The organism is Streptomyces sp. NPDC031049 (assembly GCF_055571015.1).
On the sequence record NZ_JBVIGC010000003.1, the window covers coordinates 366,826 to 393,794 of the forward strand.

Here is a 26,969-nt window from a genome sequence, read left to right on the forward strand (position 1 = left end):
TGCCCGTACCGGGGACCGCGCCCGCCCCCGGTACGGGCGGGCATGCGTTCCGGGGCGGGGCGGGCCGTGTCACTTGCGCCAGAACAGGTGGTGCGTAACACCGCTCGGGCTGGGGACGACGTCGCGGTGGAAGCGGTCGAGCAGTTCGTCCGGGGACTCCCACAGGCGGGACCCGGCGCCGAGTTTCAGCGGTGACACCGCCACGTGCAGGGTGTCCACGAGGTCGGCCTCGAGGAACTGCCGGATGACGGTGGCCCCGCCGCCGAGCCGGACGTCCTTGCCCTGCGCCGCTTCCCGGGCCTGCTCCAGGACCGCGGCCGGGTCGCCGCCCACGAAGTGGAAGGTGGTGACGGACAGGGTGAACGAGGGGCGCGGGTGGTGGGTCATGACGAACACCGGCGTGTGGAACGGCGGCTCCTCGCCCCACCAGCCCCGCCACTCGTGGTCCTGCCAGGGGCCGCGCTGGGGGCCGAACTTGTTGCGGCCCATGATCTCCGCGCCGATGTTCCGGTGGAAGTCCCGGACGAGGTAGTCGTCGAGCCCTCGGCTGCCCCCCGGATCGGTGCGGTTCGGCCAGCTCGCCGTGGCCCCGGCCCAGGTGAACATGGTGCCGGGGTCGGCGTGCCCGAACGGCCGCTCGAGGCTCTGCCCCTCGCCGGCGCCGAAACCGTCGCTGGAGACGTTGAAGTTCTGGACTCTCAGCAGCTGGCTCATCTCGCTCCTCCTGTAGTGCCCGACACCGGGTAGACGGCCGCGACCGGCGGAACTCATCGGAGCACCCCGGCCGGAATCGGCCCCCGCACGTGATCCGTCTCACAGGTGTGTCACAGCCGCCGGGCCACCGGTGTCTTGATGCCGAACCCTTCGGGAGGCAGGAGACAGACATCATGGCCGAGAAGAACACGCACGTGGTCGTCGTCGGCGGCGGATACGCCGGGGTCATGGCCGCCAACCGGCTCACCCGGCGCGACGACGTGACCGTGACCCTGGTCAACCCCCGGCCGGACTTCGTCAACCGGGTCCGGCTGCACCAGCTGGTGGCCGGGTCCGGCGAGGCGGTCGTCGCCTACCGGGACGTCCTCGCGGACGGCGTCCGGCTGCTGGTCGACACCGCCACCCGGATCGACGCCGCCGGGCGCACCGTGACGCTGGCGGCCGGCGCGACGGTCGGCTACGACTACCTGATCTACGCCGTCGGCAGCGGCAGCGCCGATCCGGGCGTGCCCGGGGCCGCCGAGTTCGCCCACCCGATCGCCGGCCTGGAGGACGCGCACCGGCTGCGCCCGGCCCTCGACGCGGCGCCCGCCGACGCCCCGGTGACCGTCGTCGGGGCCGGCCCGTCCGGCATCGAGGTCGCCGCCGAGCTGGCCGAGGCGGGCCGCGCGGTGACCCTCGTCTGCGGGGGCGAACTCGGCCCCTATCTGCACCGGCGGGGACGGCGCTCGGTGGCCGGGCGGCTGGCCGGGCTGGGGGTGACCGTGCTCGACGGGCCCGGCACCAAGGTGACGGCCGTGACGCGGGACGCCGTCCGGCTCGCCGACGGCCGGGAGCTGCCCGGCGCGGTCACCGTCTGGACGGCCGGGTTCGGCGTGCCGGACCTGGCGGCGCGCAGCGGACTGAGCACCGACGCCCTGGGCCGCCTGCGCACGGACGAGACGCTGACCAGCGTGGACGACGCGCGCATCCTGGCCGCCGGGGACTCCGCGGCGCCGTCGGACCTGCCGCTGCGGATGAGCTGCCAGGCCGCCATCCCGCTGGGCGCGCGGGCCGCCGACACGGTGCTCAGCCGGATCGAGGGCGAGCGGCCCGCGCCGCTCAACCAGGTCTTCGCCGGTCAGTGCATCAGCCTGGGCCGGCGCGCCGGCATCTTCCAGTTCGCCCACCGGTACGACGTCGCGGTGGGGTTCCACATCGGCGGCCGTCCCGGCGCGCGGGTCAAGGAGCTGGTGTGCACCAGCATCATCAAGCACCTGGCCGCGGAGGCGCACAAGCCCGGCTCGTACGGTCTGCACCGCGTCTCGGGCGGGGCCAGGCGCCGGGAGCTGCTGGCGGCCCGCGGCGGCGCGCCGGTGACGGCGGAGGCGGAGGTCACTCCCTGAACCGCCCTGCGATGATCCCCTCCGGCCGCCCGGGCCGGTCCGGGCACGTGCCGCCGACTCCTGGAGCCAGACATGAGTGACCACGCCGGCGACCCGGCGACCGACGCCTTCGTCGCCCACCGCAACCTGCTGTTCACCGTCGCCTACGAGATGCTCGGCTCGGCGATGGACGCCGAGGACGTGCTCCAGGAGACCTGGCTGCGCTGGGTCGACGTCGATCTGGACCAGGTGCGCGACCAGCGCGCGTACCTCGTCCGGATCACGACCCGGCAGGCGCTGAACCGGCTGCGCACGCTCAAGCGCCGCAAGGAGGCGTACGTCGGCCAGTGGCTGCCCGAGCCGCTGCTGACCGCACCGGACGTGGCCGAGGACGCCGAGCTGGCGGAGAGCCTGTCGATGGCGCTGATGCTGGTCCTGGAGACGCTGTCACCGACCGAGCGCGCCGTGTTCGTGCTGCGCGAGGTCTTCGACGTCGGCTACGACGAGATCGCCGCGGCGGTGGGCAAGAGCCCGGCGGCGGTCCGCCAGATCGCGCACCGCGCCCGCCGGCACGTCGACGCCCGCCGCCCCCGCACGGCGGTCTCCCCCGGCGAGACCCGGACCGCCCTGGAGTCGTTCCGGCGGGCCGTGGAGAGCGGGGACCCGCAGAGCCTGCTCGACGTGCTCGCGCCCGACGTCGTGGTGATGGGCGACGGCGGTGGCCTGAAGCAGGCCTCGCCGCGGCCGGTCGTCGGCGCCGGGAAGGCCGCCCGCTACATCCTCGGCGGCGTCGGCAAGGTCGCCGGCGCGATCACCACGGAGCTGACGACGATCAACGGCAGCCCGGCGCTGCTGGTCCGGGTGGACGGCGAGCTGGACGGCGTCATGGCGTTCCGGGTGGAGGACGGCAGCATCAGCGGCATCTACTACGTCCGCAACCCGGAGAAGCTGACCCGCGTGGAGTCCGAGACCCCGCTCACCCTGAGGTGAGGCCCGGACTCCGGCGGGAGCGCCGCCAGGGGCCGGCGGAGCCGCGGCCGGCCCGGCGAGCGGCTACTCGAACGTCCGTGCCGCCGGGCGGAGCATCTGGCCGGCCGCCAGTTCGCGGTAGACGGGGCTGCTGGTGAGCAGGTCCTCGTGGCGGCCGCCGGCGATGGTGCGGCCGTCGTCCAGCACGACGATCCGGTCGGCGTGCTGGACGGTGGAGAGCCGGTGTGCGATCACCAGGAGCGCGCAGTCGCGCGCGGCCTCCTTCATCACCGTGGTGAGCGCGGCCTCGTTGATGGCGTCGAGGTGGGACGTGGGTTCGTCGAGGAGGAGCAGCCGGGGACGGGCGAGCAGGGCGCGGGCCAGGGCGACGCGCTGGCGTTCGCCTCCCGAGAGGGTGCTGCCGCGGTCGCCGAGCATGCCGGACAGGCCCCCTCTCAGCCGTCGCACGACGTCGTCGAGCCGGGCGAGTTCGACGACGCGCCGCACTTCGGCCTCGGAGGCGTCGGGCACCGCGTAGGTGATGTTGTCGCGCAGGGTGCCGTGGACGACGTGGGTGTTCTGGTCGACGACGGCGATGCGCTCACGGCATTCCGCGCGGGACAGTGCGGTGGCGGGCCGCCCGTCGAAGAGCAGGGTCCCGGAGTCGGGTTCGTAGAACCTGGCCACCAGGGCGAAGACCGTGCTCTTGCCGGCGCCCGACCGGCCGACCAGGGCCGTCTGGCTCCGGTGCGGGACGGTGAGGCTGACGCCGCGCAGGACCGGCCGGTCGGGGTCGTAGCCGAAGGTGACGTCCCGCAGGGCCAGGGCGGGTTCCGGGCCCGGTGCGGCCGGCCGGGCCGGTTCCCGGGTGCGCGCCCGCACGGCCGGCGTCCGGCCCTGCGGGGGCTCCGCGGGAAGGTCGAGGGCCTGTTGGACGCGCTGGTAGGCGCCCATGCCGCGCTGTATCAGCCCGACCGCGCGGAAGACCGAGGACAGCGGGAGCACGAGGTAGGAGGCGTACAGCAGGAAGGCCACCAGGTCGCCGAGCGAGTTGGCGTGGCCGGTGACGCGCAGCCCGCCGATGACCAGGACGAGCAGGAAGGAGCCCTGGACGGCGAGTTCGACGGCCGGACTCATCACGGAGGCCAGCCTCGCGGTCCGCACGCCCGCCCCGTACGCCGCCTCGACGCGTTCTCCGATGCGCCGGGCCTCCCGCTCCTCCGCGCGGTGCACGCGCACCATCGGCAGGGCGCCGAGGGCGCGCTCGAGGTCGGCGGCGATCGCGCCGACGGAGTTCTGCATGTGTTCGGACGCGGCCCGGATGCCCTTCAGCAGCGAGGCGACGACCGCGGCGGCGGCCGCCACGGTGGCGGCGACCAGAAGCAGCAGCAGCGGGTCGATCCACAGCATCAGGGCGATGGCGCCCGCCGCGACGAGCGCGCCGGTGACCAGGTCGACGAGGGCCTGGGAGACGACTTCCCTGAGCAGGGTGGTGTCGGCGGTGACGCGGGAGACGAGATCGCCGCAGCGGTGACGGTCGTACTCCCGCATCTCCAGCCGGAGCAGCCGGGCCACCAGGCCGTGGCGGAGCTGCCGTACGACGCCTTCACCCATGCGTTCCAGGACGAACCGGCCGACGGCGCCGGTGGTCGCCTCGGTGAGGAAGAGCACGGCGAGCAGGAGCAGCAGCGGCCAGTACACGCGTCCGTCGCCGCTCGCGTCCACGATCCGCTTGGCGACGAGGGGCTGGGCGAGCCCGAGGGCGGAGGCCACGAGGGTGAGCACGGTGGCCACGACGATCGCGGCCCGGTGACCGGTGGTCAGCCGGTACATGGTGGCCACCGCCGCCCGTGTGGAACGGTCCGGTGCCTCGGTGCCTGCCGAGCGGCCGGGCGCCTCGGCCCGTGCCGGGCGTTCCGGCGTCTCGGCCCGGGCGCCGGTCATGCGGGGGGCGGCCGGTGCGCCGTCACCGGTTCCACCGCCAGCAGCCGCGTGAAGTAGTCGTCGGGCATCCCCTCACCGATGGGCCGGCCCTCCGCCTCGATCCAGGCGTGCGCGTTGAAGGGAGGCACCACGCTCGCCCCGGTGACCCACGTGGGCCAGCTGCCGGTGAGCCGGCACAGCAGGGCGGCGCCCAGGGAGCGGGGCAGACAGCCCTTCGGACCGGCGCACAGCAGGCTGACCGCGCACATCGCGTCCCGGGCGTTCCTGGCCTGTGCGGCGGTGGCGGGCGCGGCCCCGCGGCGGACGGCGCCGAGGACGGCGCGGATCCGCCGCGGGGGCAGCCGCGACAGCGCGACGGCGGGCAGCAGCACGAGGCGGGCGGCCAGGCGCCGGGGAAGCGGGACGCCGGTGGGCCGTTCCAGGGCGCTCGGTGTCGTCATGCGGCCAGCCCCGACGTCCGCAGTTCCGCCACGAGAGCCGCGACGTCCTGCTCGGCGCGGGTGCGGTCGGTGTCGAACTCCGTGACGAGGGCGTCGACGGCCGCCGCCTCGTCGCCGCCGTCCAGCAGGGTCTGCACCACCAGGGTGCCGGTGGGGTTGAGCTCCCAGTAGCTCCCGGTGCGCTGGTCCAGCAGGACGGTGCCGTAATCGGTCCGAGCGGTGGAGACGTCGGGGCTGAACCGCAGTGCCATGGGGGTGACTGCCTTTCTCCGGTGCGGGTCTAGCGGGTGCGGGTGCGGGTGCGGGAGAGGCCGCGCAGCCAGACCTCGGTGGCGATGGTGGAGTAGAGGATGGCGTCGCGCAGCCCGGGGGTGGCGGGCCGCTGGGCGAGGCGGCGCAGTGCGTCCCCGTCGACCAGGCCGAGTTGTTCCAGGCGGGAGTTCTCCCACAGGGCGTGCAGGTCGGCGCGGTGCCGGCGCAGTCCGTCGGCGGCGTCCATGGAGGCGGCGGCCTTGGTGGTGCGCCGCAGGCACGCCTCGGGCACGATGCCGCTCATGGCGGCGGTGAGGAGGGGTTTGTACCGCCAGGGCGTCACCCGCTCGCTCGGCCGTACGGCGAGACAGGCCTCGATGACGCGGTCGTCGAGGAACGGCGAGGCCATCGGCACGCCGGCGCGGGCGGCCATCCGGTCCCACTGGCGGATGATGCGGGTGCAGGAGCGGATCTGCTCCAGGTCGGCGTGCAGGCCGCGGTCCGCGTGGAGCGGGGCCGCCCGGTCGGCGGCCTCGCGCAGCGCCCGCCGGGCCAGCCGGGCGGCGTCGGGGGTGACCCAGTCGAAGAGGCGTGGGGGCGTGCCCCAGCCGAGGCTGGTGGTGACCGTGGCGGGGGCCGGGTCGCGCAGGTGGTCCGCCGCGTCGGCGAGCCACCGCCCGTAGGGGCGGGAGTCGGCCAGGGCGCGGACCGTGCCCCCGAGCGGCCACTGCCACAGGGCCCGGAAGCCGCGCAGCTGCCGCAGCGCGAACAGCGGCCGGGTGCGCGCCAGCCGGTGGTAGTAGGCCTCGGAGCACCAGGCCACGTGGTCGCCGCCGATGCCGGTCAGGTGCAGCCGGCTGCCCCGCCGTGCCATGCCGGGCAGGTGGTGCAGGACCCGGGAGCGGTCCATGACGCCGATGGTGGGCTCGTCCAGCAGGTCGTCGATGGCGAGCAGGTCGTCGTAGACCAGGGGCGAGGCGTCGGCGTCCCACACCACGTGCTCGACGTCCGGCAGGTGCTTCGCCGCCTGCTCGGCCCAGTGCAGGTCGGTGTCGGCCGGATCGCGCCCCGGCCAGGTACTGGCCACCACACGGGCGGGAGAGCGGTCGGCGAGGAAGCAGACGGACGTGGAGTCCAGGCCGCCGGACAGGTCGCAGCTGACCACGCCGCCTTCGCGCGTGCGGGCGTCGACGGCCGCGGCGAGGGCCGCGCGGACCAGGGGGGCGCCGTCGGCGAGCGTGCGGACGGGCTCCGGCGGGGCCCACCACCGTGAGTGGCGTGCGGTCCGCCCGTCCGCGGTGACGATCAGCGCGTCCTGCGGGGGGACGGCGGTGACCTCGCGCCACAGGGACGTCTCGGACAGCGGGTAGGGGACCGGCCACAGCAGCCGCGCCGCCAGCCGCTGTTCGTCCGGCGCGGCGCCGAGCGCGTCGGCGAGTACGTCGGCACGGGTGGCGGCCACCCGCAGGCCGTCCACGAGGGCGTGGAAGACCAGCCGGAGCCCGGACGCGGTGCCCTGGACCCTGAGCTGCCCGTCCAGGGCGGCCACGAGGTGGAAGCTGCCGGGCAGGGAGCGGGCCAGGGCGTCCAGCTCCGCCGGGTCGCGCAGCCGTCCTGCCCGGGCCTTCAGTTCGGCGGCGTCGACCGGGCAGCAGCCGACGACGGCCAGGGCGGTGCGCCCGGCGTGCGCCGTCACGATCTCCTGGTCGTCCCACCGCCCCACCAGCCACGGCCGGCCCGACGGGTGCGTGAGGACGCGTGCTCGGGGGTGGGCGAAGGAGCGGGCCACGGCGGCCGCGTCCGCGCGGTCGGTGAAGACCGCGAAGTGCGCGTCGCCGGGGCCCGTCCCCGCACTTTCGTGCAGTTCAGTCATGACGTCGGGTCAGGACCGTCGGTCGTCAGTTCTTGCTCAGGATGAGCCGGTCGTTGCCGGAGCGCTGGAGCAGCCCGGTCTTCTTCCGGAACGATCCGAGCCGGACGAGCGTCGGCGCTTCGTAGGCCTTCTTCATGACGTCTCCTCTGCCAGGGTCCACGTCCGCTTCCCTGGCCGGCGGTGCACAGGGTGTCCGGCACACCGCGGGGCCGCCCAGGGCCCATCGGGAGCCTCGGGGAGGAAGCGGTCGCAGCACCTAGCTAGGTGCACGGCGGACGGCACGACAAGGCCACAACGGAAAATATGACAGTAGGCGAATTACCCGGACGGGCAGGCGCCCGCCTCGCCGCTCGTGGTGCCGCCGATCGGCGCGCCCCACCGAGGCCGACGTGCGTCCCTGGAGGAGAAACGTTCGGACCTGCCAACCCGGCGACGTCTGCGGACACCGCCGCCGCGTGGCGACAGCGGTATCGGAGAGAGCCGCCGGGGCGCACTCGGCTCCCGTCCTCGCACACCTCTTTCCGCGGCCGGGGCCGACGGCGGTATCACCGCGCCAGCTCCGGCAGCCGTTCCGCCAGCTTCGGCCACCACTTCGTCACCGCCTCCTCGACGTGCGGCACGGCCCGCTGGCCCGCCAGCGCCAGCGCGATCGCCAGGGCCACGCCCGCCCAGGCCAGCGGGCCCAGCGGGGTGCAGCCGAACAGGTTGCTGGCGACCGGCGTCTGCACCAGCGCGACCAGGGCGGCGGCCGAGCCCAGCGAGGTGACCTGGACCAGGCGGCTGCCGCGGCGGTCGGCGAGGGTCTGGGCCAGCTGGGTGCCGACCACCGCGCACAGCGCCATCGTCGTGGAGCGGCGTGCCGTGCCGGGTGTGAACCGGCCGAACAGCCAGGCCACCGTGGCCCCCAGGCAGGTCGTCAGGGCCCGGTGCCGGATCTGCCGGATCAGCGGCTCGCCGAGGACGGCCGTGCCGAGCGGAGCGTCGGTGGCGTCCGTCCCGTCCTCCTCGGTCTCCTCCACCGAGGTCACCGCCACCGCCATCGCCGGGAACAGGTCGGTGAACAGGTTCACCAGCAGCATCTGCCGGGTGGACAGCGGCGCCGATCCGCCGAGGACGGTGCCGAGGATGCCGAAGCCGACCTCGCCGGCGTTGCCGCCGATGAGGATGGCGATGGCGTCGGCGACGCTGTGCCACAGCGCCCGTCCCTCGCGCACCGCCTCGGTCAGCACCAGCAGGTCGTCTCCGGTGACGACGAGGTCGGCGGCGTTGCGCGCGGCGGCCGAGCCGCGGGCGTTGATGCCGACGCCGATGTCGGCGGCGCGGATCGCGGCGGCGTCGTTGGCGCCGTCGCCGACCATGCCGACGACCCGGCCGGCGTCCCGCAGCGACTCCACGACCTGGAGCTTCTGCTCCGGCGCCACCCGGGCCACCACGTCGGCGTCGCGCAGCATCCGCGACCGCTCCGTCCGGTCGGCGGCGGCCAGTTCGTCGCCGGTGACCACGACCGCGTCCTCGGGCCAGCCCAGGTCGGCGGCGATGGCGCGGGCGGTCTGCGGATGGTCGCCCGTCAGCACCACGGGTCGTACGCCCGCCTCGCGCAGCCCGCGCACCAGCGCCGGGGACGTCTCGCGGGCCACGTCGGCCAGCGCGACCAGGCCGGTGAACTCCAGCTTGGCGGGCGGCTGTTCCAGCACCCGCTCCGGTTCCTCGTCGTCGGTCAGCGGCCGCTGCGCCACGGCGATGATGCGCAGCCCGGCGCGGGCCAGGGCGTGCGCGGCCTCCGAGGCGTCGTCCGGCAGTCCGGCGCAGGCGGGCAGCACCGTCTCCGGGGCGCCCTTGACCACCAGGACGGGGGCGCCGCCCGCCTCCCGGCCGACCGCGGCGGCGTAGCCGCGGGACGTCTCGAAGGGCAGGCCCTCGTCCTGCGTCCACTCCGGGTCGTCCCCGGCGGCGGACAGGACGGCCTCGTCGGTGGCGTGCGTGGGCCGGCCGCCGCCGTCGCCGTTGAGCCGGGGGCAGGCGCGGGCCGCGATCCGCACCGTCTCCGCGGCCTGCGGCTCACCGAGGCGGTGGACCGTGCCGTCGGCGGTGGAGACCTTCACCAGCCGCAGCTTGTTCTCGGTGAGGGTGCCGGTCTTGTCGAAGCAGATGGTGTCCATCCGCCCCAGCGCCTCCAGCGTGCGCGGGGTGCGCACCAGCATCCCCCGGCGGCTGAGCCGGCGGGCCGCCGCCAGCTGGGCCACCGTCGCCACCAGCGGCAGTCCCTCGGGCACGGCGGCCACCGCCACGGACACGCCGCCGCTGACGGCCTGCCGGATGGGGGTGCCGCGCAGCAGCGACAGACCGGTCACCGCGGCACCGCCGGCCAGGGTCAGCGGCAGGGCCTTGCGGGTCAGCTCCTGGAGCCTGGCCTGCACGCCGGCGGCGGCGGGGGTGCGGGCGGCGAGCGAGACGGCGCGGGCGGCCTCGGTGTGGTCGCCGATGTCGACGACGACGGCCTGGGCGCGTCCGGCGACCACGGTCGTGCCCTCGTAGACCATGCAGTACCGCTCGGCGACCGGGGCCCGCGGCGCGGGGTCGACGGACTTGTCCACCGGCAGGGACTCGCCGGTCAGTGCCGACTCGTCGACCTCCAGGCCGTCCTCCCACAGCAGCCGGGCGTCGGCGGGCACGACGTCGTCCGCCTTGAGGTCGATGATGTCGCCGGGGTGCAGCTTGGCGGCGTCCACGACGCGGGCCTCGGCGGAGGCGTCGTGCGTCTCCTCCTCGGCGACCCGGGCCTTCTGCTTCTGCTGCGCCAGCAGCCCCGCCAGCGCGCGTTCGGCGCGCAGCCGCTGGAAGCCGCCGACGAGCGCGTTCAGGTCGAGGGCGCCGACGACGAGCAGCGCGTCCATGACGGAGCCGAGGATCGCCTCGGCCGCCGAGCCGACCGCCAGCACGGGGGTGAGCGGGTCGTCCAGTTCGCCGCGCACGGCCCGGCCCAGCTGCCAGGTCCACTTCACGGGGGCGAGCGCGGGCACCCGGCCGGCCCGGTCGGCGGCGGCGCGCAGCCGTGCCGTGAGCTGTTCGGTCGCGGACGGCTCCGGCTCCTTCTCCCGTTCCAGCCGCTCGCGTACGCCGTCCGGGTCCAGGGCGTGCCAGGCGACCCGGGGCCGGGGGTGCGGGGCGCGGGCCACGGCGACGCCGAGCGCGGCGCGGGTGCCGGAGACCAGGGCCGCGGCGGCGCCCGCGTCGACGGGGGCGTGCCGCATGCCGAGCAGCGACGAGGGGCCCCGGCCGCGGCCCTTGCCCTGCCGTGCCTCGCCGACGGCCACCAGCAGTCCCGACAGCGCGGCGCCGGAGCGGGCCAGCACCTGGGAGCGCCGGCCGACCCCGCGCGCCGCGGGCACCGACCGCAGCAGCCGCCACACGTCGGGCAGCCCGTGCGGGGCGAGCACGTCCGCGCCCCAGGCAACCGGGGCGTCGGCGTCCGCGAGCGCCACGGCCACGTCCCCGCCGAGCAGCCCGTCGAGGAGTGCGCCGTCGTCGTCCGGCCGGGGCCGTACGACGGTGATGACACCGCCCTCCTCGCGCAGGCCGTCCACCACCTCGCGCAACGGCCGCCGGTCGCTGACCACCTGGTCGGCGAGGCCGGTGAAGTCGACCAGGGCCGGGTCGTGCACCATGACCACGCGCAGCCCGGCCCGGCGCGCGGCGTCGAGGACCTCCTCGGTCCAGGGGTCGGCGCCCTCGCCGGGGCGCCGCAGCGCGGTGGGGTGCAGCACGACCGTGCGGGCGGTCTCCAGCTGCCGCAGCCGCTCCGGATCGCGCACCAGCACACCGGTGCGGGACAGGGCCGCGCTCAGTACGGCGTGGAAGGCGGCGGGCCCGTACCGGGCGGCCTTGGGCGAGCCGGCGAGGACCGCCTCGGCCGCTTCGCTGAGATCGTGTTTGACCAGCAGGGTGGCCGCGGCGCCGGCGACGCTGCCGGTGGAGGCGTGGGCGGCGTACTCCTGGGCCGGGGAGGACCGCAGCGGCGGGCGCAGCGAGGGGGCGGCGGGCAGGCTGTCGCGGTCCGGTGCGCACAGCCGGTCGTGGACGACCTCGAACGCGGCCGACCGGGACACCGCCTCCGCCAACTGGCAGACGCGCAGTGCCCCGTCGAGCACCAGCGAGGTCGGGGACTGGCCGGCGCCGTGCACGGCCGCGTTGGCGGCGGCCAGGGCCACGTCCATCCGGTCGGGGCCGAGGCGTTCGCGCAGCCAGGCGCGGAAGGTGGGGTTCTCGCGCAGCAGCGTGGACACGGCGGTGACCAGCCGCGGGGAGGCCGGCACGCGCAGCGCGGAGCCGGTCAGCGCGGCGGCGATGCCCAGGACGTCGGCGCCTAGCACGGTCGCGGCGACGCGGACGGCGGAGGGATCGCCGGGGTGAGCCGGCTCCTCGACCAGGTCGTCGGCGCGCCGCAGCCCGTGCTGTGCGGCGAGTTCGTCCGCGCGGTCCACGACCCGGTCGGTGACCGCGTCCTCGGTGGCGGCGATCACCAGCCGGGCGAGTCCGTCGTCCCAGTAGGCGAAGGCGACGTCCGGGTGCTCGGCGAGTGCCGTCGCCACCCGCCGGGCCACTCGCCCGACCCCGCCCGCCCGGCGCACCCGGTCCGCGGCGGCGGGGCGCAGCGCGAGATGGGTGCGGGCCCCGGCCCGCCACTGGCGGTCGCCGCCCGGCAGCGCGGCGCGGGCGGCTCTGGCCGCCCGCGCCGCGAAGTCCGCGCCGCGTACGCCGGCCCGTGCCGTGCCCGCCACCGCGCCGGCGGCGGCGCCGACCGCGGGTGCCGTGCCGCGGGCCAGCAGCCGGGGCCCGGCCAGGACGACGCCGGCGACCGCGCCCGAGGACCGTGTCAGGAGTCCCACGCCCATCGCTGTGTCTCAGCCCGCCTTCCTGCTGCGCGATCCGGATGCCGTCGTCTTGCGCGCGGTCCCGCTCCGGGAGCCCGAGGAGCCCTTCGGCTTGGCCTTGGCGGAGGCCTTGGTGCCGGTGGAGCTCTTCGGCCCGGTCGTGCTCTTGGCCCGCGACGCGCTCTTCGTGGTGGCCTTGCTCGCGGTCTTGCTCGCCGTCTTGCTCGCCGTCTTGCTCGCCGTCTTGCTCGCGCTCTTCGCGGCGCTCTTGCCGCCGGACGTGCTCTTGGTCCGTGCGGCGGTGCTCCGGCCCGTGCTCCCGGACCCGGAGGCGCTCTTCGTCGCCGTCGTACCCCCGGCACTGTCCTTCGAGGCGGCCTTCGTGCCCGCCCCGTCCGCGTCCCCCGCCGCGCGCACGGTCCGCGCCTCCGTCGTCTCCTTCGGGCGCGGCTGCGTCAGCCACGCCACGGCCGAAACGGTGAGCGCGACGGGCCACTCCACGAGCCCCGCGACGCCCAGTGCTCCGGCTCCCGTGTACACCGCCAGCCGCCGCCCGCGCGGTGACACGGCACCGATCCGGTCCAGCGCTCCGCCCGCCGCCCTGCCGACCATGCCGGCCCCCGGCACGTGCTGCAGCGCCGACACGGCGGCGTTCAGCGGCTGCGGAAGCGTCCGCGCCGACTCCTGCTCAGCCATGACTGTCCTCCACGCCCGTTCTCGCCCGATGGGCCCGGCGCCTCGCGCGCACACCGCTCGGCCGCGCGCTCCCGACGAACCCGATTGAGAACATCACCTTCCGTCATGACCCGGGTTCCCGCACTTCGGACGGTCATCCCGGCGATCTGCGCGAAGGCTCAGCCGCCGAGCATCTCGCTCAGGTTGAACAGGAAGACGCCGGTTCCGGCGGCCCCGGCGACTCCCCAGATGGCCCGGAACAGGCCGGGCCCGAAGCGCGGGTCCGCACCGCCGGGGTCAGGCTCGTGGTGAAGTCGTACAGCCGCAGGCCGATGTTCCGGTAGTCGGACGCCACCAGCAGCCCCAGGGCTCCGATCACCGCACCCCACACCATGTGCGGCAGCTGGTCCGCGGGGCCCTGGGCCAGGGTGACGAGTTCGAGCGTGGGGTTCATGGTGTCCGTTCCCCGTGGTGCGGCCGAGTGTCGATACACGAGGGCGCCGGCCGTGTTCCGGCCCGGCGCCCGCGCGGCCGGCGGGGCCTCAGTCCCAGAACGTCACCTTGTCGGCGACGGTCCCCGCCAGACCGGCGACGGCCTTCGGGACGTCCGCGATCCTGGTGACGCCGGTGATCCCGGACCCGAAGTTCATTCCGCCGCCCGCGCCGATGCCGAAGCCGGTCGTGAAGGCGTGCACGATGTCCCCCCGGGAGTTGCGGGTGCCGAAGGTTCCGCGATGGCCGCCGCTGCCGGGTGGGCGGCGCCTTCCGGTACCGCCTGTACGACCTGGCCGACTTCCGGTCGGGCGGCCGGACCGTCCTGGCCGAGGTCGCGCAGCCCGAGGTTCTCCAGCCGGGCTACCCGGACGCCTTCCAGGGTTTCGCCACCTACGGCGCCTACCTCTACCTGCTGGCCGGCCCCCAGTACGGCAAGGACGGCTCGGTCGGCCCGGACGGCAACACCTTCCTCACCTGCGTCGACTGGAACACGGGTGCGGTGGTGGAGCAGAAGCTGACCCGGGCCGGGTACAGCCTGCCGTACCGCGAGCCGGAGGGCATGGCCGTCCAGGTGCCGGACCCGGCCAACCCGCCGGCCGTCCGGCTCTGCTCGGGGTTCGCCTCGGTCACGTCCGACACGGACTCCCGCAAGCGCGCCAGCGTCTACTACAAGGAGGCGCTGATCTGACCCCGGGCCGCCCCGCTCAGGCCCGCAGCCCCCGTACCACCAGGTCCACCACGGCCGCGAACTCCTCCTCCACGCCGGGCAGGCGCCACTCGCGCGCGTAGCAGGGGTCGTGGAAGCGGCCCGTGGCCTGGAAGACCGCGCGGGCCACGGCCTCGGGGTCGGCGGCGGCGAACGTGCCGTCGGCCACGCCGGCGCGGACGATCCGGGTCAGCTGGCCGGTGAGGTCGGCGAGGTGCTCGCCGACCACCGTGCCGTTCTCGTCGGTCAGCACGGTGTAGGTGGCGAACAGCTCGGGATCGTCGCCGGCCTTGCGCCGCTTGGCCTCGAAGAGCGTCGCCAGCCAGTCGCGCAGCCGGGCCTCCGGGTCGCGTTCCGCGGCGACGATCCCGGACAGCGCCTCGGAGGTACGGTCCAGCCACCGTTTGGTGACCGCCTCCCGCAGCGCGGCCTTGGTCCGGAAGTGCCGGTAGACGCTGCCGTGGCTGACGCCGAGCGCGCGGGCCACGTCCACCACGGTGGCCTTGGCGGGGCCGTGGCGGCGCAGGACCTCCTCGGTCGCTTCGAGGATGCGCTCGGCGGTCAGGGTCTCGGAGGTCGGTGCCATGCCCTAGACCGTACCCGGCGCCGGTCAGCGCTCGACGTGGGCCAGCTGCGCGGCCGGGTAGCGCTCCCCGGCGGCGGCGCCCGCCGGCACGGCCTCCTCGATGGCGGCGAGGTCGGCTCCGTCCAGGGTCACGTCGAGCGCGCCGAGGGCCTCGGTGAGCCGGTCCCGGCGCCGGGCGCCGACCAGCGGGACGATGTCGTCCCCGCGTCCGAGCACCCACGCGATGGCGATCTGGGCCACGGTCACGCCCTTGGCGTCGGCGATCTTCCGCAGCGCCTCGACCAGGTCCAGGTTGTGCCGCAGGTTCGCGCCCTGGAAGCGCGGGGAGTGGGCGCGGAAGTCGTCCGCGCCGAGCCGCCGGTCGGCGGTGAAGTGCCCGGAGATCAGACCGCGGGACAGTACGCCGTACGCGGTGATGCCGATGCCCAGCTCACGGGTGGCGGGGAGGATCTCGTCCTCGATGCCGCGGGAGATGAGGGAGTACTCGATCTGGAGATCGGCGATCGGGGCGGTGGCGGCGGCCCGGCGGATGGTGGCGGCGCCGACCTCGCTCAGCCCGATGTACCGCACGTACCCCTGCTCGACCAGCTCGGCGATGGCGCCGACCGTCTCCTCGATCGGCACGTCGGGGTCGAGGCGGGCGATCCGGTAGACGTCGATGTGGTCGACGCCGAGGCGCTGGAGCGAGTACGCGGCGAAGTTCTTCACCGCGGCCGGGCGGCCGTCGTATCCCGACCAGCCGCCCGCCGGGTCGCGCAGGGCGCCGAACTTGACGCTGACCAGGGCCTGTTCGCGCCGGGCGGCGGGGGCGGTGCGCAGGGCCTCGCCGACGAGCAGCTCGTTGTGGCCCATGGCGTAGAAGTCGCCGGTGTCCAGCAGGGTGACGCCGGCCTCCAGGGCGGCGTGCACGGTGGCGATCGACTCGCCCCGGTCCGCCTCGCCGTACAGCGCGGACATGCCCATGCAGCCGAGGCCGAGGGCGGAGACCCGGGGGCCGGTGGTTCCGAGGGTGCGGGTGTGCATCGTCGTGTTCGTCATGCCACCACCATGACATGACGAATGACAGATTTCAATATCTGTCATCAGTCACTTGTCAGTCGGCCGCAGTCCGGTCGCCACTCGCCCCCGCACGCGGGCAAACGAAACGCCCGCCCCTCCCCGACTCGGTCGGGTGAGGGACGGGCGTTTCGGTGTCCGGCGGGCGGAGCCCCGGGAGCCGGCCTCAGCAGCCGATCAGCCGCGAGGCCAGGTAGCCCTCGATCTGGTCGAGCGACACCCGCTCCTGCTTCATCGAGTCCCGCTCGCGCACCGTCACCGCGTTGTCGTCCAGCGTGTCGAAGTCGACGGTGACGCAGTACGGCGTGCCGATCTCGTCCTGGCGGCGGTAGCGGCGGCCGATGGCGCCGGCGTCGTCGAACTCGATGTTCCAGTTCTGCCGCAGCGTCTGCGCGAGGCCCTTGGCCTTCGGCGACAGCTCGGGGTTACGGGACAGCGGCAGCACCGCGACCTTCACCGGCGCCAGGCGGTGGTCCAGCCGCAGCACGGTGCGCTTCTCCATCTTGCCCTTGGCGTTCGGCGCCTCGTCCTCGACGTAGGCGTCGAGCAGGAACGCCAGCATCGCGCGGCCGACACCGGCCGCCGGCTCGATGACGTACGGCGTCCAGCGCTCCCCGGCCTCCTGGTCGAAGTAGGAGAGGTCCTGGCCGGAGGCCTTGGCGTGCGAGGAGAGGTCGTAGTCGGTGCGGTTGGCGACACCCTCCAGCTCGCCCCACTCGCTGCCGCCGAACTGGAAGCGGTACTCGATGTCGGCGGTGCGCTTGGAGTAATGGGAGAGCTTCTCCGCCGGGTGCTCGTACCAGCGCATGTTCTCCTCACGCAGGCCGAGGCCCGTGTACCAGTTCCAGCGCTGCTCCATCCAGTACTCGTGCCACTTCTCGTCCTCGCCCGGCTTGACGAAGAACTCCATCTCCATCTGCTCGAACTCGCGGGTGCGGAAGATGAAGTTGCCCGGCGTGATCTCGTTGCGGAACGACTTGCCCATCTGGGCGATGCCGAACGGCGGCTTGCGGCGCGAAGTGCTCTGCACCTGGGAGAAGTTGGTGAAGATGCCCTGCGCGGTCTCGGGCCGCAGGTAGGCGACGGAGCCGCTGTCCTGGGTCGGGCCGAGGTGGGTGGAGAGCAGGCCCGAGAACTGCTTGGGCTCGGTGAACTGGCCCTTGTTGCCGCAGTTCGGGCAGTTGATGTCCGCCAGGCCGTTCTCCGGGGCGCGACCCTTCTTCTCCTCGTACGCCTCCTCCAGGTGGTCCGCGCGGAACCGCTTGTGGCAGGAGGTGCACTCGGTGAGCGGGTCCGTGAAGGTGGCGACGTGGCCGGAGGCCACCCAGACCTCGGAGGCCAGGATCACGGACGAGTCGATACCGACGACGTCCTCGCGCGACGTCACCATGTAGCGCCACCACTGGCGCTTGAGGTTCTCCTTGAGCTCGACACCCAGCGGACCGTAGTCCCAGGCGGCCCGCTGGCCGCCGTAGATCTCACTGCACGGGAATACGAAGCCACGGCGCTTGCTCAGGCTGACGATGGTGTCGATCTTGTCGGCGGCCACGGTGCTCTCTTCATTACGACGACGGGCGACGAAGCGAGATGCTTCCAGCGAATGCTTCAGGTTACCGGCGCGGACTCCCCCTCAATCAAATCGGGGCCCGCCTCGGGCCGATTCGGGCGCTTGTTGACAACGGTTTCCAGATTCGTTGAAAATGACTGTCATGAACGTACGACGACGGACCATATCCGGCATAGCGGTCGCAGCGGCCACCGCGCTCGGCCTCACGACCCTGACCGCCTGCGGCGGCGACAGCACGGCGGCCGGCGGCGCGGGCGGCAGCACGGACAAGTTCGACGTCGTCGCGTCCTTCTATCCCATGGCGTTCCTCGCCGAGCAGATCGGCGGCGAGCACGTCGCCGTCACCAACCTGACCCAGCCCGGTCAGGAGCCGCACGACCTGGAGATCAGCGCCAAGCAGACCGCGCAGCTCCAGGAGTCCGACGCGGCCCTCTACCTCAAGGGCCTCCAGCCCACCGTCGACGAGGCGATCACCCAGTCCGGGATCAAGACGAAGATCGACGCCACCACGCTGACCTCCCTGGAGACGCACGGCACCGAGGCCGGCGGCCACGCGGACGAGCACGGGCACGCCGACGAGCACGGGCACGAGGAGGAGCACGCCGCCGAGGACGAGCACGGCCACGACCACGGCGAGGGCGGCGAGGACCCCCACATCTGGCTCGACCCGGTCAAGTACGCCGAGGTCGCCGAGGGCGTCGGCAAGGCCTTCGAGAAGGCCGACCCCGACCACGCCGCCGACTACCGGAAGAACACCGAGGCGCTGGTCGGCAAGCTCGACGCCCTGAACACCGAGTTCGCCGACGGGCTGAAGAACACCGACACCAAGGTCTTCATCACCACGCACGCCGCCTTCGGCTACCTCGCCGAGCGCTACGGCCTGACCGAGGAGGCCATCAGCGGCCTCGACCCCGAGTCCGAGCCGAGCGGCGCCCGCGTCAGGCAGCTGCAGACCATGGCGAAGGAGGACGGCGTCACCACCGTCTTCTACGAGACACTGGTCAGCGACAAGACCGCCAAGACCCTCGCCAAGGACGCCGGTCTGAAGACGGACGTCCTCGACCCGGTCGAGGGCATCACCGACAAGTCCCGCGGCGACGACTACATCCAGGTCATGGAAGCCAACCTCGCGGCCCTGAAGAAGGCCCTGGGCGCCAAGTGACCCGCTCCTCGGAGGACGGCATGACCGAACCGGCCATATCCCTGCACGGCGTCCGCGCCGAGCTGGGCTCGCGCCCGGTGCTGCGCGGCATCGACCTCACCGTGCGCCGCGGCGAGGTCGTCGCGCTGCTCGGCGCGAACGGCTCCGGCAAGTCGACCGCCGTGCGCAGCGTCATCGGCCAGGTGCCGCTCAGCGCCGGGCGGATCGAGCTGTTCGGCACGGACCGGCGCCGGTTCCGGGACTGGGCGCGGATCGGCTACGTGCCCCAGCGCACCACGGCCGCCGGCGGCGTGCCCGCGACGGTCACCGAGGTCGTCTCCTCCGGCCGGCTCTCCCGGGCCCGCTTCGGCGTGCTCCGCAAGGCCGACCGCGAAGCCGTCCGCCGGGCCCTGGACCTGGTCGGCATGACCGACCGCGCCAAGGACTCGGTCGACGCCCTCTCCGGCGGCCAGCACCAGCGGGTCCTGATCGCCCGGGCGCTCGCCCCCGAGCCCGAGCTGCTGATCATGGACGAGCCGATGGCCGGCGTCGACCTGGCCAGCCAGGAGGTCCTCGCCGAGACCCTGCGCACCCAGGTCGCGGCGGGCACCACCGTCCTGCTGGTCCTGCACGAGCTGGGCCCGCTGGAGCCGCTGATCGACCGGGCCGTCGTCCTGCGCGACGGCTGCGTGGTGCACGACGGCCCGCCCCCGAAGGCGGTCGGCCAGCACGCCCTGCCCGGCCACGACCACGTCCACCCGCACGCCCCCGCGGGCACCGAACCGGTCCGTACGGGCCTGCTGAGCTGAACCGAGCGATCCGATGGAACTCCTGAACTACGCCTTCATGCAGCGGGCCCTGCTGGCGGCCGTCCTGGTCGGCATCACCGCCCCCGCCGTCGGCATCTACCTCGTACAGCGCCGCCAGGCCCTGATGGGCGACGGCATCGGGCACGTCGCGATGACCGGTGTCGGCCTCGGCTTCCTGTTCTCCTGGTCCCCGGTGTGGATGGCGACGCTGGTCTCCGTCCTCGGCGCGGTCCTCATGGAGCTGATCCGCTGGTACGGCCGCACCCGCGGCGACATCGCCCTCGCCATGCTCTTCTACGGCGGCATGGCCGGCGGCGTGATGTTCATCAACCTCGCCCCCGGCGGCTCCACGTCCAACCTCAACTCCTACCTCTTCGGCTCGCTGTCGACCGTCTCGGAGTCGGACGTCACCGCGATCTGCCTCCTGGCCGCGTTCGTGGTCCTGGTCACGCTCGGCCTGCGCCGGCAGCTGTTCGCGGTCAGCCAGGACGAGGAGTTCGCGCGGGTGACGGGCCTGCCGGTGCGCGCCCTGAACCTGCTGACGGCCGTCACGGCGGCGGTCACGGTGACCGTCGCGATGCGGGTGGTCGGCCTGCTGCTGGTCTCGGCGCTGATGGTGGTCCCGGTGGCCGCCGCGCAGCAGCTCAGCCGGAGCTTCGCCGCCACGTTCGCCATCGCCGTCGCGATCGGCGTGAGCGTGACCATCGGCGGCACCGTGACCTCGTACTACCAGGACGTTCCGCCCGGCGCGACGATCGTGCTGCTCACCATCGTCGCGTTCATCGCGCTGACCGCGCTGGCGGCCCCGCTGGCCCGGCGACGCGCGCGGGCGGCGGCAGCGGTACGGCCCGAGCCGGACCCGGCGGAGTGTGCGATTCCGGCCAGCCGGGGCTCCGGCGGCGGAGCCGGCGTCTGACCGCTGCCGGACCGGGCTGGCACAATGGCCCGGCAGGAGCAGACGTGAGGAGGCAACCGGTGACCACCGCTGGACCGCCCGTGAAGGGCCGGGCCACCCGGCAGCGCGCCGCCGTGGCGGCGGCCCTGCAGGAGGTCGAGGAGTTCCGCAGCGCGCAGGAGCTCCACGACATGCTCAAGCACAAGGGCGACTCGGTCGGCCTCACCACGGTGTACCGCACCCTGCAGTCCCTCGCCGACGCCGGCGAGGTCGACGTCCTGCGCACCGCCGACGGCGAGTCCGTCTACCGGCGCTGCTCCACCGGCGACCACCACCACCACCTGGTCTGCCGCTCGTGCGGCAAGGCCGTCGAGGTCGAGGGCCCGGCGGTGGAGAAGTGGGCGGAGGCCGTCGCCGCGGAGCACGGCTACGTGAACGTGCAGCACACGGTCGAGATCTTCGGCACCTGCGCGGAGTGCGCGGCGACCGGCGACTAGCCCGCCCGCTCGTGGGACGGCGCCCCGCGAGCCGGGCTCAGACCCGGGGCAGATGCGCGGCCAGCAGGTCGCGCAGCCGGGTCAGATCGCCCTCCGCGCGCAGGCCGCGCTTCGGCAGCACCTCGACGACCAGGATGCTCGGGTCCCGGCTGAGCAGGACCAGGTGGTCGCGGGTCTCCCGGTGGCCACGGAAGACGGACCACCGCTGGGTGAGCACGGTGTGCTCGGTCTCCACGGTGACCCCGGCGGTGGTGACCGTGGCGCGGTAATCGCCCTGCCAGGCGACGGTGCGCAGCACATGGTTCGCCTGGAAGTGCGGCGTGCACCAGATCACGACGCCGCACACGGTGTACAGCACCAGCGGGAGCCACGCCGCGCCCTTGACCGCGCCCACCACGACGGCCACGGCGAACAGGGCCACCAGCGCCCCGCGCAGCACCGCCGGCCTCCGCACCCGGTCGCGGGTGCGGATGCCGGTGAGGATGTCGGCGTGGGTCGGCCGGAAGACCAGCTCCACCACGTCGGCGTCCGTGTGCTCGATGATGTCCCGCCCCTGGTGATCCATGGGCGGAACCCTAGCTTCCCGTCCCGGCCCCGGGCCTACGCCTGCCTGCCCTCCATGGCGAGCAGTTCCTCGTTCGGGATGGCGCCGCCGAAGCGACGGTCGCGGGAGGCGAACTCCAGGCAGGCGCGCCACAGGTCGCGCCGGTCGAAGTCCGGCCACAGGACGTCCTGGAAGACCATCTCGGCGTACGCGCTCTGCCAGAGCAGGTAGTTGGAGGTGCGCTGTTCGCCGCTGGGCCGCAGGAACAGGTCCACGTCCGGCATGTCGGGGTAGTAGAGGTACCGGGCGAAGGTCTTCTCGTTCACCTTCGAGGGGTCGAGCCGCCCGGCCCGCACGTCCTCGGCGAGGGCCTGCGCGGCGTCGGCGATCTCGGCCCGCCCGCCGTAGTTCATGCAGAAGTACAGCGTCAGCCGGTCGTTGTCCCGGGTCTGCTCCTGGGCGATCTGGAGTTCCTTGGCGACCGACTTCCACAGCTTGGGCATCCGGCCCACCCAGCGCACCCGGACGCCCAGCTCGTCGAGCTGGTCGCGGCTCTTGCGGATGAAGTCCCGGTTGAAGTTCATCAGGAAGCGCACCTCCTCCGGGGAGCGCTTCCAGTTCTCGGTGGAGAAGGCGTACAGCGAGATGTTGCCCACACCCATCTCGATGGCGCCCTGGAGCACGTCCAGCACCCGCTCGGCGCCGACCTTGTGCCCCTCGGTGCGCGGCAGCCCGCGCTCCTTGGCCCAGCGTCCGTTGCCGTCCATGACGATCGCCACGTGGTCCGGGACCAGCTCGCCGGGGAGCTTCGGGGGCCGCGCGCCGGACGGGTGCGGCTCCGGCGTCCTGTACTCCCGGCGCTGGCGCCCCAGGATCCCGCGTACGGCCATGTGTCTCTCGTCTCCTCGTGCCGGTTGCTGTGTGGCTTGTCTAGGTCTTCTCGACGTACCTGAGGGAGCGCAGCCCGCGCTCCAGGTGCCAGTGCAGGTACGCGGACACCAGCCCGCTGCCCTCCCGGACGTACCGCGGCTCGCAGGCATCCGCCGTCTCCCAGTCTCCCGCGAGCAGCGCGCCGAGCAGCTCCAGGGCCTCGGGCGAGGGTACGACGCTGCCGGGCACCCGGCAGTCGAGGCAGACGGAACCGCCGGAGGCGACCGAGAAGAACCGGTTGGGGCCGGGCATCCCGCACTTCGCGCAGTCCCCGAACGTCGGGGCGTAGCCGTTGACGGCGAGGGAGCGCAGCAGGAACGCGTCGAGGACCAGCCCCGGGGCGTGCTCGCCCCGGGCGAGGGTCCGCAGCGCGCCGACGAGCAGCAGGTACTGCTGCACCGCCGGCTCCCCCTCGTGGTCGGTGAACCGCTCGGCCGTCTCCAGCATGGCCGTCCCGGCGGTGTACCGGGCGTAGTCGGTCACGATGCCGCCGCCGTACGGAGCGATCGTTTCGCTCTGCGTGCACAGCGGCAGCCCGCGTCCCACCAGCTCACTGCCCTTGGCGAAGAACTGCACGTCGACGTGGGAGAACGGCTCCAGCCGCGCCCCGAACTTCGACTTGGTCCGCCGCACGCCCCTCGCCACGGCGCGTACGCGTCCGTGACCGCGCGTGAGCAGGGTGATGATCCGGTCCGCCTCACCCAGCTTCTGGGTGCGCAGCACGATGCCGTCGTCGCGGAACAGACTCATGGCACCCATTGTCGCCTACGTTCAAGGCACCTCACCGCGGCTTCGCGCGTTGGCGTAGGCGGTGGCCGCGCGCAGCCGCTCGGCCGGGGTCGCCTCCCGGACGGCCTGCGGTTCGGCGTCCCACTCCCGCCCTCCCCCGTAGGGCCGCAGCTGCACGTACGGCCCCTCGTGTCCCATCACGATGCCGACGCGTCCGGAGCGGGTGTCGACGACGAACGCGCCCACGGCCGGCCTCACCGCGCCACCGCCGCGGCGAGCCGCCGGGCGGTCTCGGGGGAGCAGCGCCCCAATTCCACGAGCGGGCAGGGGGCCTCCCGCGCAAGACTCACCGGGTCGAGACCGAGTGACGGCAGGGTAATTCCGGCCTTGGCGAGCGCCGCCCGCAATTCCTTCACGGTTTCCTCCGCTTCCTCGACGCAGAACGCCGAGTGCTGCTCCTTGTGCTGTGCTTCCACCGCGCTTCCCTTCCTTTTCGAGTTTCACTCTTCTTACCTCCACAGTGCCCTTCTTTGCCTACACTCGGCAGGAGTCCGTGCACTACAAGTGGGGCTCAGCGAATGGGGGTTGGCCTTGGCCAACGGTTCACGGCAGGCGGCCTGGGAGTTTTTCGGCGCGGAACTGAAGCGGCGCCGCGAGGACGCGGGGATCACGCAGGTCGAGCTGGGGGCGCGGGTGTTCGTGTCCGGCGGTTACATCGGCCAGTTCGAACAGGCTATTCGCAAGCCGCAGTTGGACGTGGCCCAGCGGATTGACGAGACACTGCAAACCGACGGTATTTTCGAGCGGCTTTGGCGGAAACTCATCAAGGAGCAGCCGTACACGGAGTACTTCGCGCATGCGGCGGAGCTGGAGCGGTTGGCGACGGAGATCTGCGAGTTCGCTCCCTCGGTGGTTCCGGGGATTCTCCAGACGCGGGACTACGCACAGGCGGTGTTCCTCGCCAACAAGCCGCTCGCCGCCGATGAGCACATCCAGGAGCTGCTGAAGGGCCGCATGGACCGGACCCGGCTTCTCGAGGACGCCACACGGCCCGTGTACTGGGCGGTCCTCCACGAGACGGTCCTGCGCGTCCCGGTCGGCGGACCCGCGGTCATGGCGCATCAGCTGGACCACATCGCACGGCTGGCACGGCAGCGCAGGATGGTGTTGCAGGTGCTGCCCTTCGCGGCGGGAGCACACCCTGACATGGGCAAGATGATGTGGCTCATGGAGTTCGAGGACGCCCCGCCGACCGTCTATACAGAAGGGGTGCTTTCGGGAAGCCTGCTGGACGGACCGGCTGTAGTGAAGCGGGCCCGGGCGTCCTACGATCTGATCAGGGCTGCCGCGTTGTCGCCGGAGGCGTCCCTGGCCCTGATCGAATCGGCGGCGGAGGACCTCAGACGATGCGCGACTACGACCTGACGAACGCCCGCTGGCGCAGGAGCAGCTACAGCGGCGGCAACGGAGGCGAGGCCTGCGTCGAGGTCGCCGACGGAGTCCCCGGCGTCGTTCCCGTCCGGGACAGCAAGGTGGCCGGCGGGCCCGTGGTCGTCGTCGGGGGCGCGGCCTGGACGGAGTTCGTGGACGCCGCCGGCCGCGGCTCGTGGGTGCGGGCGAACGCCGCCCGGTAGGCGGTCGGGGTCGTCCCCAGCGTGCGCCGGAAGTGCAGCCGTAGGTTCGAGGGGCTGCCGAGCCCGCACCGGTCGGCCACCTGGTCGACGGGGAGCCCGGTGCTCTCCAGCAGTTCCCGGGCGCGGTCGAGCCGGGCGGAGAGCAGCCACCGCAGGGGCGTCGTGCCGGTCTCGGCGACGAACCGCCGGGCGAAGGTCCGCGGCGCCAGGTGCGCGTGCGCGGCGAGCCTCGGCACCGTCAGCGGTTCCGCCAGCCGGGACAGGGCCCACGCCCGGGTGGCCGCGAGGGTGGTGCCGTCCGGCTCCGGGGCCAGCGGGCGGCTGATGTACTGCGCCTGCCCGCCGTCGCGGTGCGGAGCGGACACGAGGGCGCGGGCGACCTGGTTCGCCGTCCGCGCCCCGAGGTCACGGCGCACCAGGTGCAGGCAGAGGTCGATGCCCGCCGCGACGCCCGCCGAGGTCAGCACCTGCCCCTCGTCCACGTAGAGCACCCTGGGGTCCACCGACACCCTCGGGTACCGGGCGGCCAGTTCGTCGGCGTACCTCCAGTGGGTGGTGGCCGTGCGGCCGTCCAGGATGCCGGCCGCCGCCAGGGCGAACGCCCCGGTGCAGATGGACACCAGCCGCCGGCCCCGGGCGTGGGCCTCGGCGAGGGCGGCGAGCACGTCCGCCGGCACCTCCCGCGCGTGCGGCGTGTAGCCGGGGACCACCACGGTGTCCGCCCCGGCCACCGCGTCCAGTCCGGCCGCCACCGTCACGGCGAACCCCGCGGCGGTCTCGACCGGCCGCCTGGTCCGCCCGCACAGGGTCAGCTCGTAGGGGAAGCCGGGAGCGCCGGTGAAGACCTGGGCCGGGATGCCCAGGTCCAGGGGGAGGACACCGTCCAGGGTCAGGACCGCCACGCGGTGCGGAGCCACGGGCGTGGTGGCAGCTTCCTCGCGCATACAGGCAAGTCTGCCACTGTCCCGGGTGTTCGCCCCGGCCGATCATCGAAGCCATGAACGACGTGATGACCACCGGCGTCCCGCCGCTGCCCGACACTCCCGTCGCCCGCCGGGCGCTGGCCCTGGTGCGGGAGACGGAGTCCGCCGCGACCGCCAACCACAGCGTCCGCGCAGCCCTGTTCGCCCGCCTCCGCGCCGACCACGAGGGCGCGAAGGCGGGGCGCGACTACGACCCGGAACTGCTGTTCCTCGCGTGCGTCCTGCACGACGTCGGCCTGACCGAGGCGGGCGACCGCCACCAGCGGTTCGAGGTGGACGGCGCCGACACGGCCGCGGAGTTCCTCACCGCGCAGGGCGTGCCCGGGCCCGACGTCGACGCGGTGTGGGAGGCCATCGCCCTGCACACGACGCCGGGCGTCGCCGAGCGCCGCGGCACGCTGTGCGCCCTGGTGCACCAAGGGACCGGCATGGACTTCGGTTTCGGCACCGACTGCGTCGACGACGCCACCGGGGCCGCCATCCACGCCCGGTACCCGCGGCTGTCGATGGCCACCACCCTGACCGACGAGATCGTCGCCCAGGCGCGGCGCCGCCCGGAGAAGGCGCCGCCCTTCTCCATCGCCGCCGAACTGCTGCGGGAGAGGTCCACGCCCCCGCACAGGACCCGGATGGAGACCATGGCCGACGGCGCCCGCTGGGGCAACTGACCATGACCACCTACGGAATCCTGCTGTTCGACACCGCACAGGAACTCGACTTCGCCGGCCCCTGGGAGGTGTTCACCACCTCCTCCGGTCTCCGCGGCGGCGTGGACGACGTCCTGCTCCTCGCCGAGCGCTCCGGGCCCGTTAGGTGCTCCCAGGGCATGCGGGTGCTGCCGGACCGCACTCTCGACGACCATCCGCCGCTGGACGTCGTCCTCGTACCGGGCGGCAGCGGCGCCCGGGAGGTCGAGCCGCACAACGAGCGGGTCACCGGCTGGCTCGCCGGCACGGCGGCCCGCGCCGACTGGGTCGCCGGGGTCTGCACCGGGGCCTTCCTGCTGCATGCCGCCGGCCCGGCCCGCGCCCGCCGGGTGGCCACGCACCGGGACTACGAGGACGCGCTGGAACGGCGCGGGGACGTCACCGTCGTACGGGACGCCCGCTATGTCGTCGACGGCAACCTGCTCACCAGCCAGGGCGTCTCCGCCGGCATCGACAGCACCCTGTGGCTGGTCGGCCGTCTGCACGGACGCGAGCACGCCCGCGCCGTACGCCGCGCCCTCCAGTACGACCCGGCGCCGCCGTACCTGGCGGACGAGCCCCCGCCCCGGCCGTGACCGCACCGGGCGC

General features: G+C 73.8%; 29 protein-coding genes and 1 pseudogene. 11 read left to right on the forward strand and 19 right to left on the reverse strand.

Going from position 1 to position 26,969, the window contains the following annotated elements; genetic code table 11:
* Positions 1 to 69: 69 nt before the first annotated feature.
* Complete coding sequence (locus ACZ45Q_RS07315) at positions 70 to 714, reverse strand: dihydrofolate reductase family protein (RefSeq protein WP_468256214.1); 645 nt, start codon at positions 712 to 714, stop codon at positions 70 to 72.
* A gap of 173 nt (positions 715 to 887) precedes the next feature.
* Between ACZ45Q_RS07315 and ACZ45Q_RS07320 the strand changes: the two genes are divergently transcribed.
* Together ACZ45Q_RS07320 and ACZ45Q_RS07325 are read left to right on the forward strand one after the other, a co-directional pair.
* Positions 888 to 2,099: an NAD(P)/FAD-dependent oxidoreductase gene (locus ACZ45Q_RS07320; protein ID WP_468256217.1), complete on the forward strand. Its 1,212-nt coding sequence runs from the start codon at positions 888 to 890 to the stop codon at positions 2,097 to 2,099.
* A 72-nt stretch (positions 2,100 to 2,171) separates the two neighbouring features.
* Positions 2,172 to 3,068 carry an RNA polymerase sigma-70 factor gene (locus ACZ45Q_RS07325; protein ID WP_468256220.1) on the forward strand — a complete coding sequence of 299 codons (897 nt, stop codon included), beginning with the start codon at positions 2,172 to 2,174 and terminating at the stop codon, positions 3,066 to 3,068.
* Positions 3,069 to 3,131: 63 nt separating this feature from the next.
* Here ACZ45Q_RS07325 and ACZ45Q_RS07330 read toward each other — a convergent pair whose 3' ends face one another.
* The 9 genes from ACZ45Q_RS07330 to ACZ45Q_RS07370 form a co-directional block, all read right to left on the reverse strand.
* A complete protein-coding gene (locus ACZ45Q_RS07330; protein WP_468256490.1) occupies positions 3,132 to 4,880 on the reverse strand; it encodes an ABC transporter ATP-binding protein in 1,749 nt (582 codons plus the stop codon).
* Between the two features lie 107 nt (positions 4,881 to 4,987).
* Complete coding sequence (locus ACZ45Q_RS07335; protein WP_468256223.1) at positions 4,988 to 5,431, reverse strand: lasso peptide biosynthesis B2 protein; 444 nt, start codon at positions 5,429 to 5,431, stop codon at positions 4,988 to 4,990.
* Positions 5,428 to 5,682 (reverse strand): lasso peptide biosynthesis PqqD family chaperone, encoded by a 255-nt coding sequence (locus ACZ45Q_RS07340; protein ID WP_468256227.1) that lies wholly within the window; start codon positions 5,680 to 5,682, stop codon positions 5,428 to 5,430. Before ACZ45Q_RS07340 ends, ACZ45Q_RS07335 begins: the two co-directional genes overlap by 4 nt.
* Positions 5,683 to 5,711: 29 nt before the next feature.
* Complete coding sequence (locus ACZ45Q_RS07345; RefSeq protein WP_468256230.1) at positions 5,712 to 7,556, reverse strand: lasso peptide isopeptide bond-forming cyclase; 1,845 nt, start codon at positions 7,554 to 7,556, stop codon at positions 5,712 to 5,714.
* A gap of 25 nt (positions 7,557 to 7,581) precedes the next feature.
* On the reverse strand, positions 7,582 to 7,692 hold the full coding sequence (locus ACZ45Q_RS07350; RefSeq protein ID WP_311688311.1) for a keywimysin-related RiPP: 111 nt from the start codon (positions 7,690 to 7,692) through the stop codon (positions 7,582 to 7,584).
* A gap of 409 nt (positions 7,693 to 8,101) precedes the next feature.
* Complete coding sequence (locus ACZ45Q_RS07355) at positions 8,102 to 12,448, reverse strand: HAD-IC family P-type ATPase (RefSeq protein ID WP_468256233.1); 4,347 nt, start codon at positions 12,446 to 12,448, stop codon at positions 8,102 to 8,104.
* Positions 12,449 to 12,457: 9 nt separating this feature from the next.
* Positions 12,458 to 13,123 (reverse strand): hypothetical protein, encoded by a 666-nt coding sequence (locus tag ACZ45Q_RS07360; RefSeq protein ID WP_468256236.1) that lies wholly within the window; start codon positions 13,121 to 13,123, stop codon positions 12,458 to 12,460.
* A 178-nt stretch (positions 13,124 to 13,301) separates the two neighbouring features.
* A complete protein-coding gene (locus ACZ45Q_RS07365; protein WP_468256239.1) occupies positions 13,302 to 13,556 on the reverse strand; it encodes a hypothetical protein in 255 nt (84 codons plus the stop codon).
* Between the two features lie 88 nt (positions 13,557 to 13,644).
* Positions 13,645 to 13,797, reverse strand: coding sequence for a hypothetical protein (locus tag ACZ45Q_RS07370; RefSeq protein ID WP_468256242.1), 153 nt, complete (start codon positions 13,795 to 13,797; stop codon positions 13,645 to 13,647).
* A 56-nt stretch (positions 13,798 to 13,853) separates the two neighbouring features.
* Here ACZ45Q_RS07370 and ACZ45Q_RS07375 point away from each other — a divergent pair, with 56 nt between their 5' ends.
* Complete coding sequence (locus tag ACZ45Q_RS07375; RefSeq protein ID WP_468256245.1) at positions 13,854 to 14,285, forward strand: teichoic acid biosynthesis protein C; 432 nt, start codon at positions 13,854 to 13,856, stop codon at positions 14,283 to 14,285.
* A 16-nt stretch (positions 14,286 to 14,301) separates the two neighbouring features.
* On the opposite strand, the gene ACZ45Q_RS07380 is transcribed toward ACZ45Q_RS07375, so the two are convergent.
* The 3 genes from ACZ45Q_RS07380 to ACZ45Q_RS07390 form a co-directional block, all read right to left on the reverse strand.
* Positions 14,302 to 14,889: a TetR/AcrR family transcriptional regulator gene (locus tag ACZ45Q_RS07380; RefSeq protein ID WP_468256248.1), complete on the reverse strand. Its 588-nt coding sequence runs from the start codon at positions 14,887 to 14,889 to the stop codon at positions 14,302 to 14,304.
* A gap of 24 nt (positions 14,890 to 14,913) precedes the next feature.
* Positions 14,914 to 15,927 (reverse strand): aldo/keto reductase, encoded by a 1,014-nt coding sequence (locus ACZ45Q_RS07385; RefSeq protein ID WP_468256251.1) that lies wholly within the window; start codon positions 15,925 to 15,927, stop codon positions 14,914 to 14,916.
* Positions 15,928 to 16,111: 184 nt separating this feature from the next.
* Entirely contained in the window at positions 16,112 to 17,494 is a 1,383-nt protein-coding gene (locus ACZ45Q_RS07390; protein WP_468256254.1) for a glycine--tRNA ligase, read from the reverse strand.
* A gap of 160 nt (positions 17,495 to 17,654) precedes the next feature.
* On the opposite strand from ACZ45Q_RS07390, the gene ACZ45Q_RS07395 reads away from it, so the two are divergent.
* From ACZ45Q_RS07395 to ACZ45Q_RS07410, 4 genes are read left to right on the forward strand one after another with little or no spacing between them, the layout of a single operon-like run.
* The gene (locus tag ACZ45Q_RS07395; protein WP_468256257.1) at positions 17,655 to 18,674 is read left to right on the forward strand and encodes a metal ABC transporter solute-binding protein, Zn/Mn family; all 1,020 of its coding nucleotides are present in this window, start codon (positions 17,655 to 17,657) and stop codon (positions 18,672 to 18,674) included.
* Positions 18,675 to 18,694: 20 nt separating this feature from the next.
* On the forward strand, positions 18,695 to 19,462 hold the full coding sequence (locus ACZ45Q_RS07400; RefSeq protein WP_468256493.1) for a metal ABC transporter ATP-binding protein: 768 nt from the start codon (positions 18,695 to 18,697) through the stop codon (positions 19,460 to 19,462).
* Between the two features lie 13 nt (positions 19,463 to 19,475).
* Positions 19,476 to 20,378: a metal ABC transporter permease gene (locus tag ACZ45Q_RS07405; protein WP_468256259.1), complete on the forward strand. Its 903-nt coding sequence runs from the start codon at positions 19,476 to 19,478 to the stop codon at positions 20,376 to 20,378.
* A 59-nt stretch (positions 20,379 to 20,437) separates the two neighbouring features.
* Complete coding sequence (locus tag ACZ45Q_RS07410) at positions 20,438 to 20,854, forward strand: Fur family transcriptional regulator (protein WP_468256262.1); 417 nt, start codon at positions 20,438 to 20,440, stop codon at positions 20,852 to 20,854.
* 37 nt (positions 20,855 to 20,891) lie between these two features.
* Here the strand turns inward: ACZ45Q_RS07410 and ACZ45Q_RS07415 are convergent, their stop codons facing one another.
* The 5 genes from ACZ45Q_RS07415 to ACZ45Q_RS07435 are packed head-to-tail and all read right to left on the reverse strand — an operon-like array spanning position 20,892 to position 23,533.
* Positions 20,892 to 21,419, reverse strand: a complete 528-nt coding sequence (locus tag ACZ45Q_RS07415) for a YcxB family protein (RefSeq protein WP_468256265.1) — start codon at positions 21,417 to 21,419, stop codon at positions 20,892 to 20,894.
* Positions 21,420 to 21,454: 35 nt separating this feature from the next.
* Positions 21,455 to 22,288: an isoprenyl transferase gene (locus ACZ45Q_RS07420; RefSeq protein ID WP_468256267.1), complete on the reverse strand. Its 834-nt coding sequence runs from the start codon at positions 22,286 to 22,288 to the stop codon at positions 21,455 to 21,457.
* 40 nt (positions 22,289 to 22,328) lie between these two features.
* The gene (gene recO / locus ACZ45Q_RS07425; protein ID WP_468256270.1) at positions 22,329 to 23,078 is read right to left on the reverse strand and encodes a DNA repair protein RecO; all 750 of its coding nucleotides are present in this window, start codon (positions 23,076 to 23,078) and stop codon (positions 22,329 to 22,331) included.
* A gap of 21 nt (positions 23,079 to 23,099) precedes the next feature.
* Positions 23,100 to 23,315: a hypothetical protein gene (locus ACZ45Q_RS07430; protein ID WP_468256273.1), complete on the reverse strand. Its 216-nt coding sequence runs from the start codon at positions 23,313 to 23,315 to the stop codon at positions 23,100 to 23,102.
* Positions 23,312 to 23,533 carry a hypothetical protein gene (locus tag ACZ45Q_RS07435; RefSeq protein ID WP_468256276.1) on the reverse strand — a complete coding sequence of 74 codons (222 nt, stop codon included), beginning with the start codon at positions 23,531 to 23,533 and terminating at the stop codon, positions 23,312 to 23,314. Before ACZ45Q_RS07435 ends, ACZ45Q_RS07430 begins: the two co-directional genes overlap by 4 nt.
* Before the next feature lie 115 nt (positions 23,534 to 23,648).
* Between ACZ45Q_RS07435 and ACZ45Q_RS07440 the strand changes: the two genes are divergently transcribed.
* Together ACZ45Q_RS07440 and ACZ45Q_RS07445 are read left to right on the forward strand one after the other, a co-directional pair.
* Positions 23,649 to 24,482: a helix-turn-helix domain-containing protein gene (locus tag ACZ45Q_RS07440; protein ID WP_468256495.1), complete on the forward strand. Its 834-nt coding sequence runs from the start codon at positions 23,649 to 23,651 to the stop codon at positions 24,480 to 24,482.
* Entirely contained in the window at positions 24,464 to 24,691 is a 228-nt protein-coding gene (locus ACZ45Q_RS07445; protein ID WP_468256279.1) for a DUF397 domain-containing protein, read from the forward strand. The genes ACZ45Q_RS07440 and ACZ45Q_RS07445 overlap by 19 nt, the downstream gene beginning before the upstream one ends.
* 47 nt (positions 24,692 to 24,738) lie before the next feature.
* On the opposite strand, the pseudogene ACZ45Q_RS07450 reads toward ACZ45Q_RS07445, so the two are convergent.
* Positions 24,739 to 25,635, reverse strand: a pseudogene (locus ACZ45Q_RS07450) (GlxA family transcriptional regulator); the annotation flags it as partial.
* A 53-nt stretch (positions 25,636 to 25,688) separates the two neighbouring features.
* On the opposite strand from ACZ45Q_RS07450, the gene ACZ45Q_RS07455 reads away from it, so the two are divergent.
* Positions 25,689 to 26,342 carry an HD domain-containing protein gene (locus ACZ45Q_RS07455; protein ID WP_468256282.1) on the forward strand — a complete coding sequence of 218 codons (654 nt, stop codon included), beginning with the start codon at positions 25,689 to 25,691 and terminating at the stop codon, positions 26,340 to 26,342.
* Between the two features lie 2 nt (positions 26,343 to 26,344).
* Complete coding sequence (locus ACZ45Q_RS07460; protein WP_468256284.1) at positions 26,345 to 26,956, forward strand: DJ-1/PfpI family protein; 612 nt, start codon at positions 26,345 to 26,347, stop codon at positions 26,954 to 26,956.
* Positions 26,957 to 26,969 lie beyond the last annotated feature (13 nt).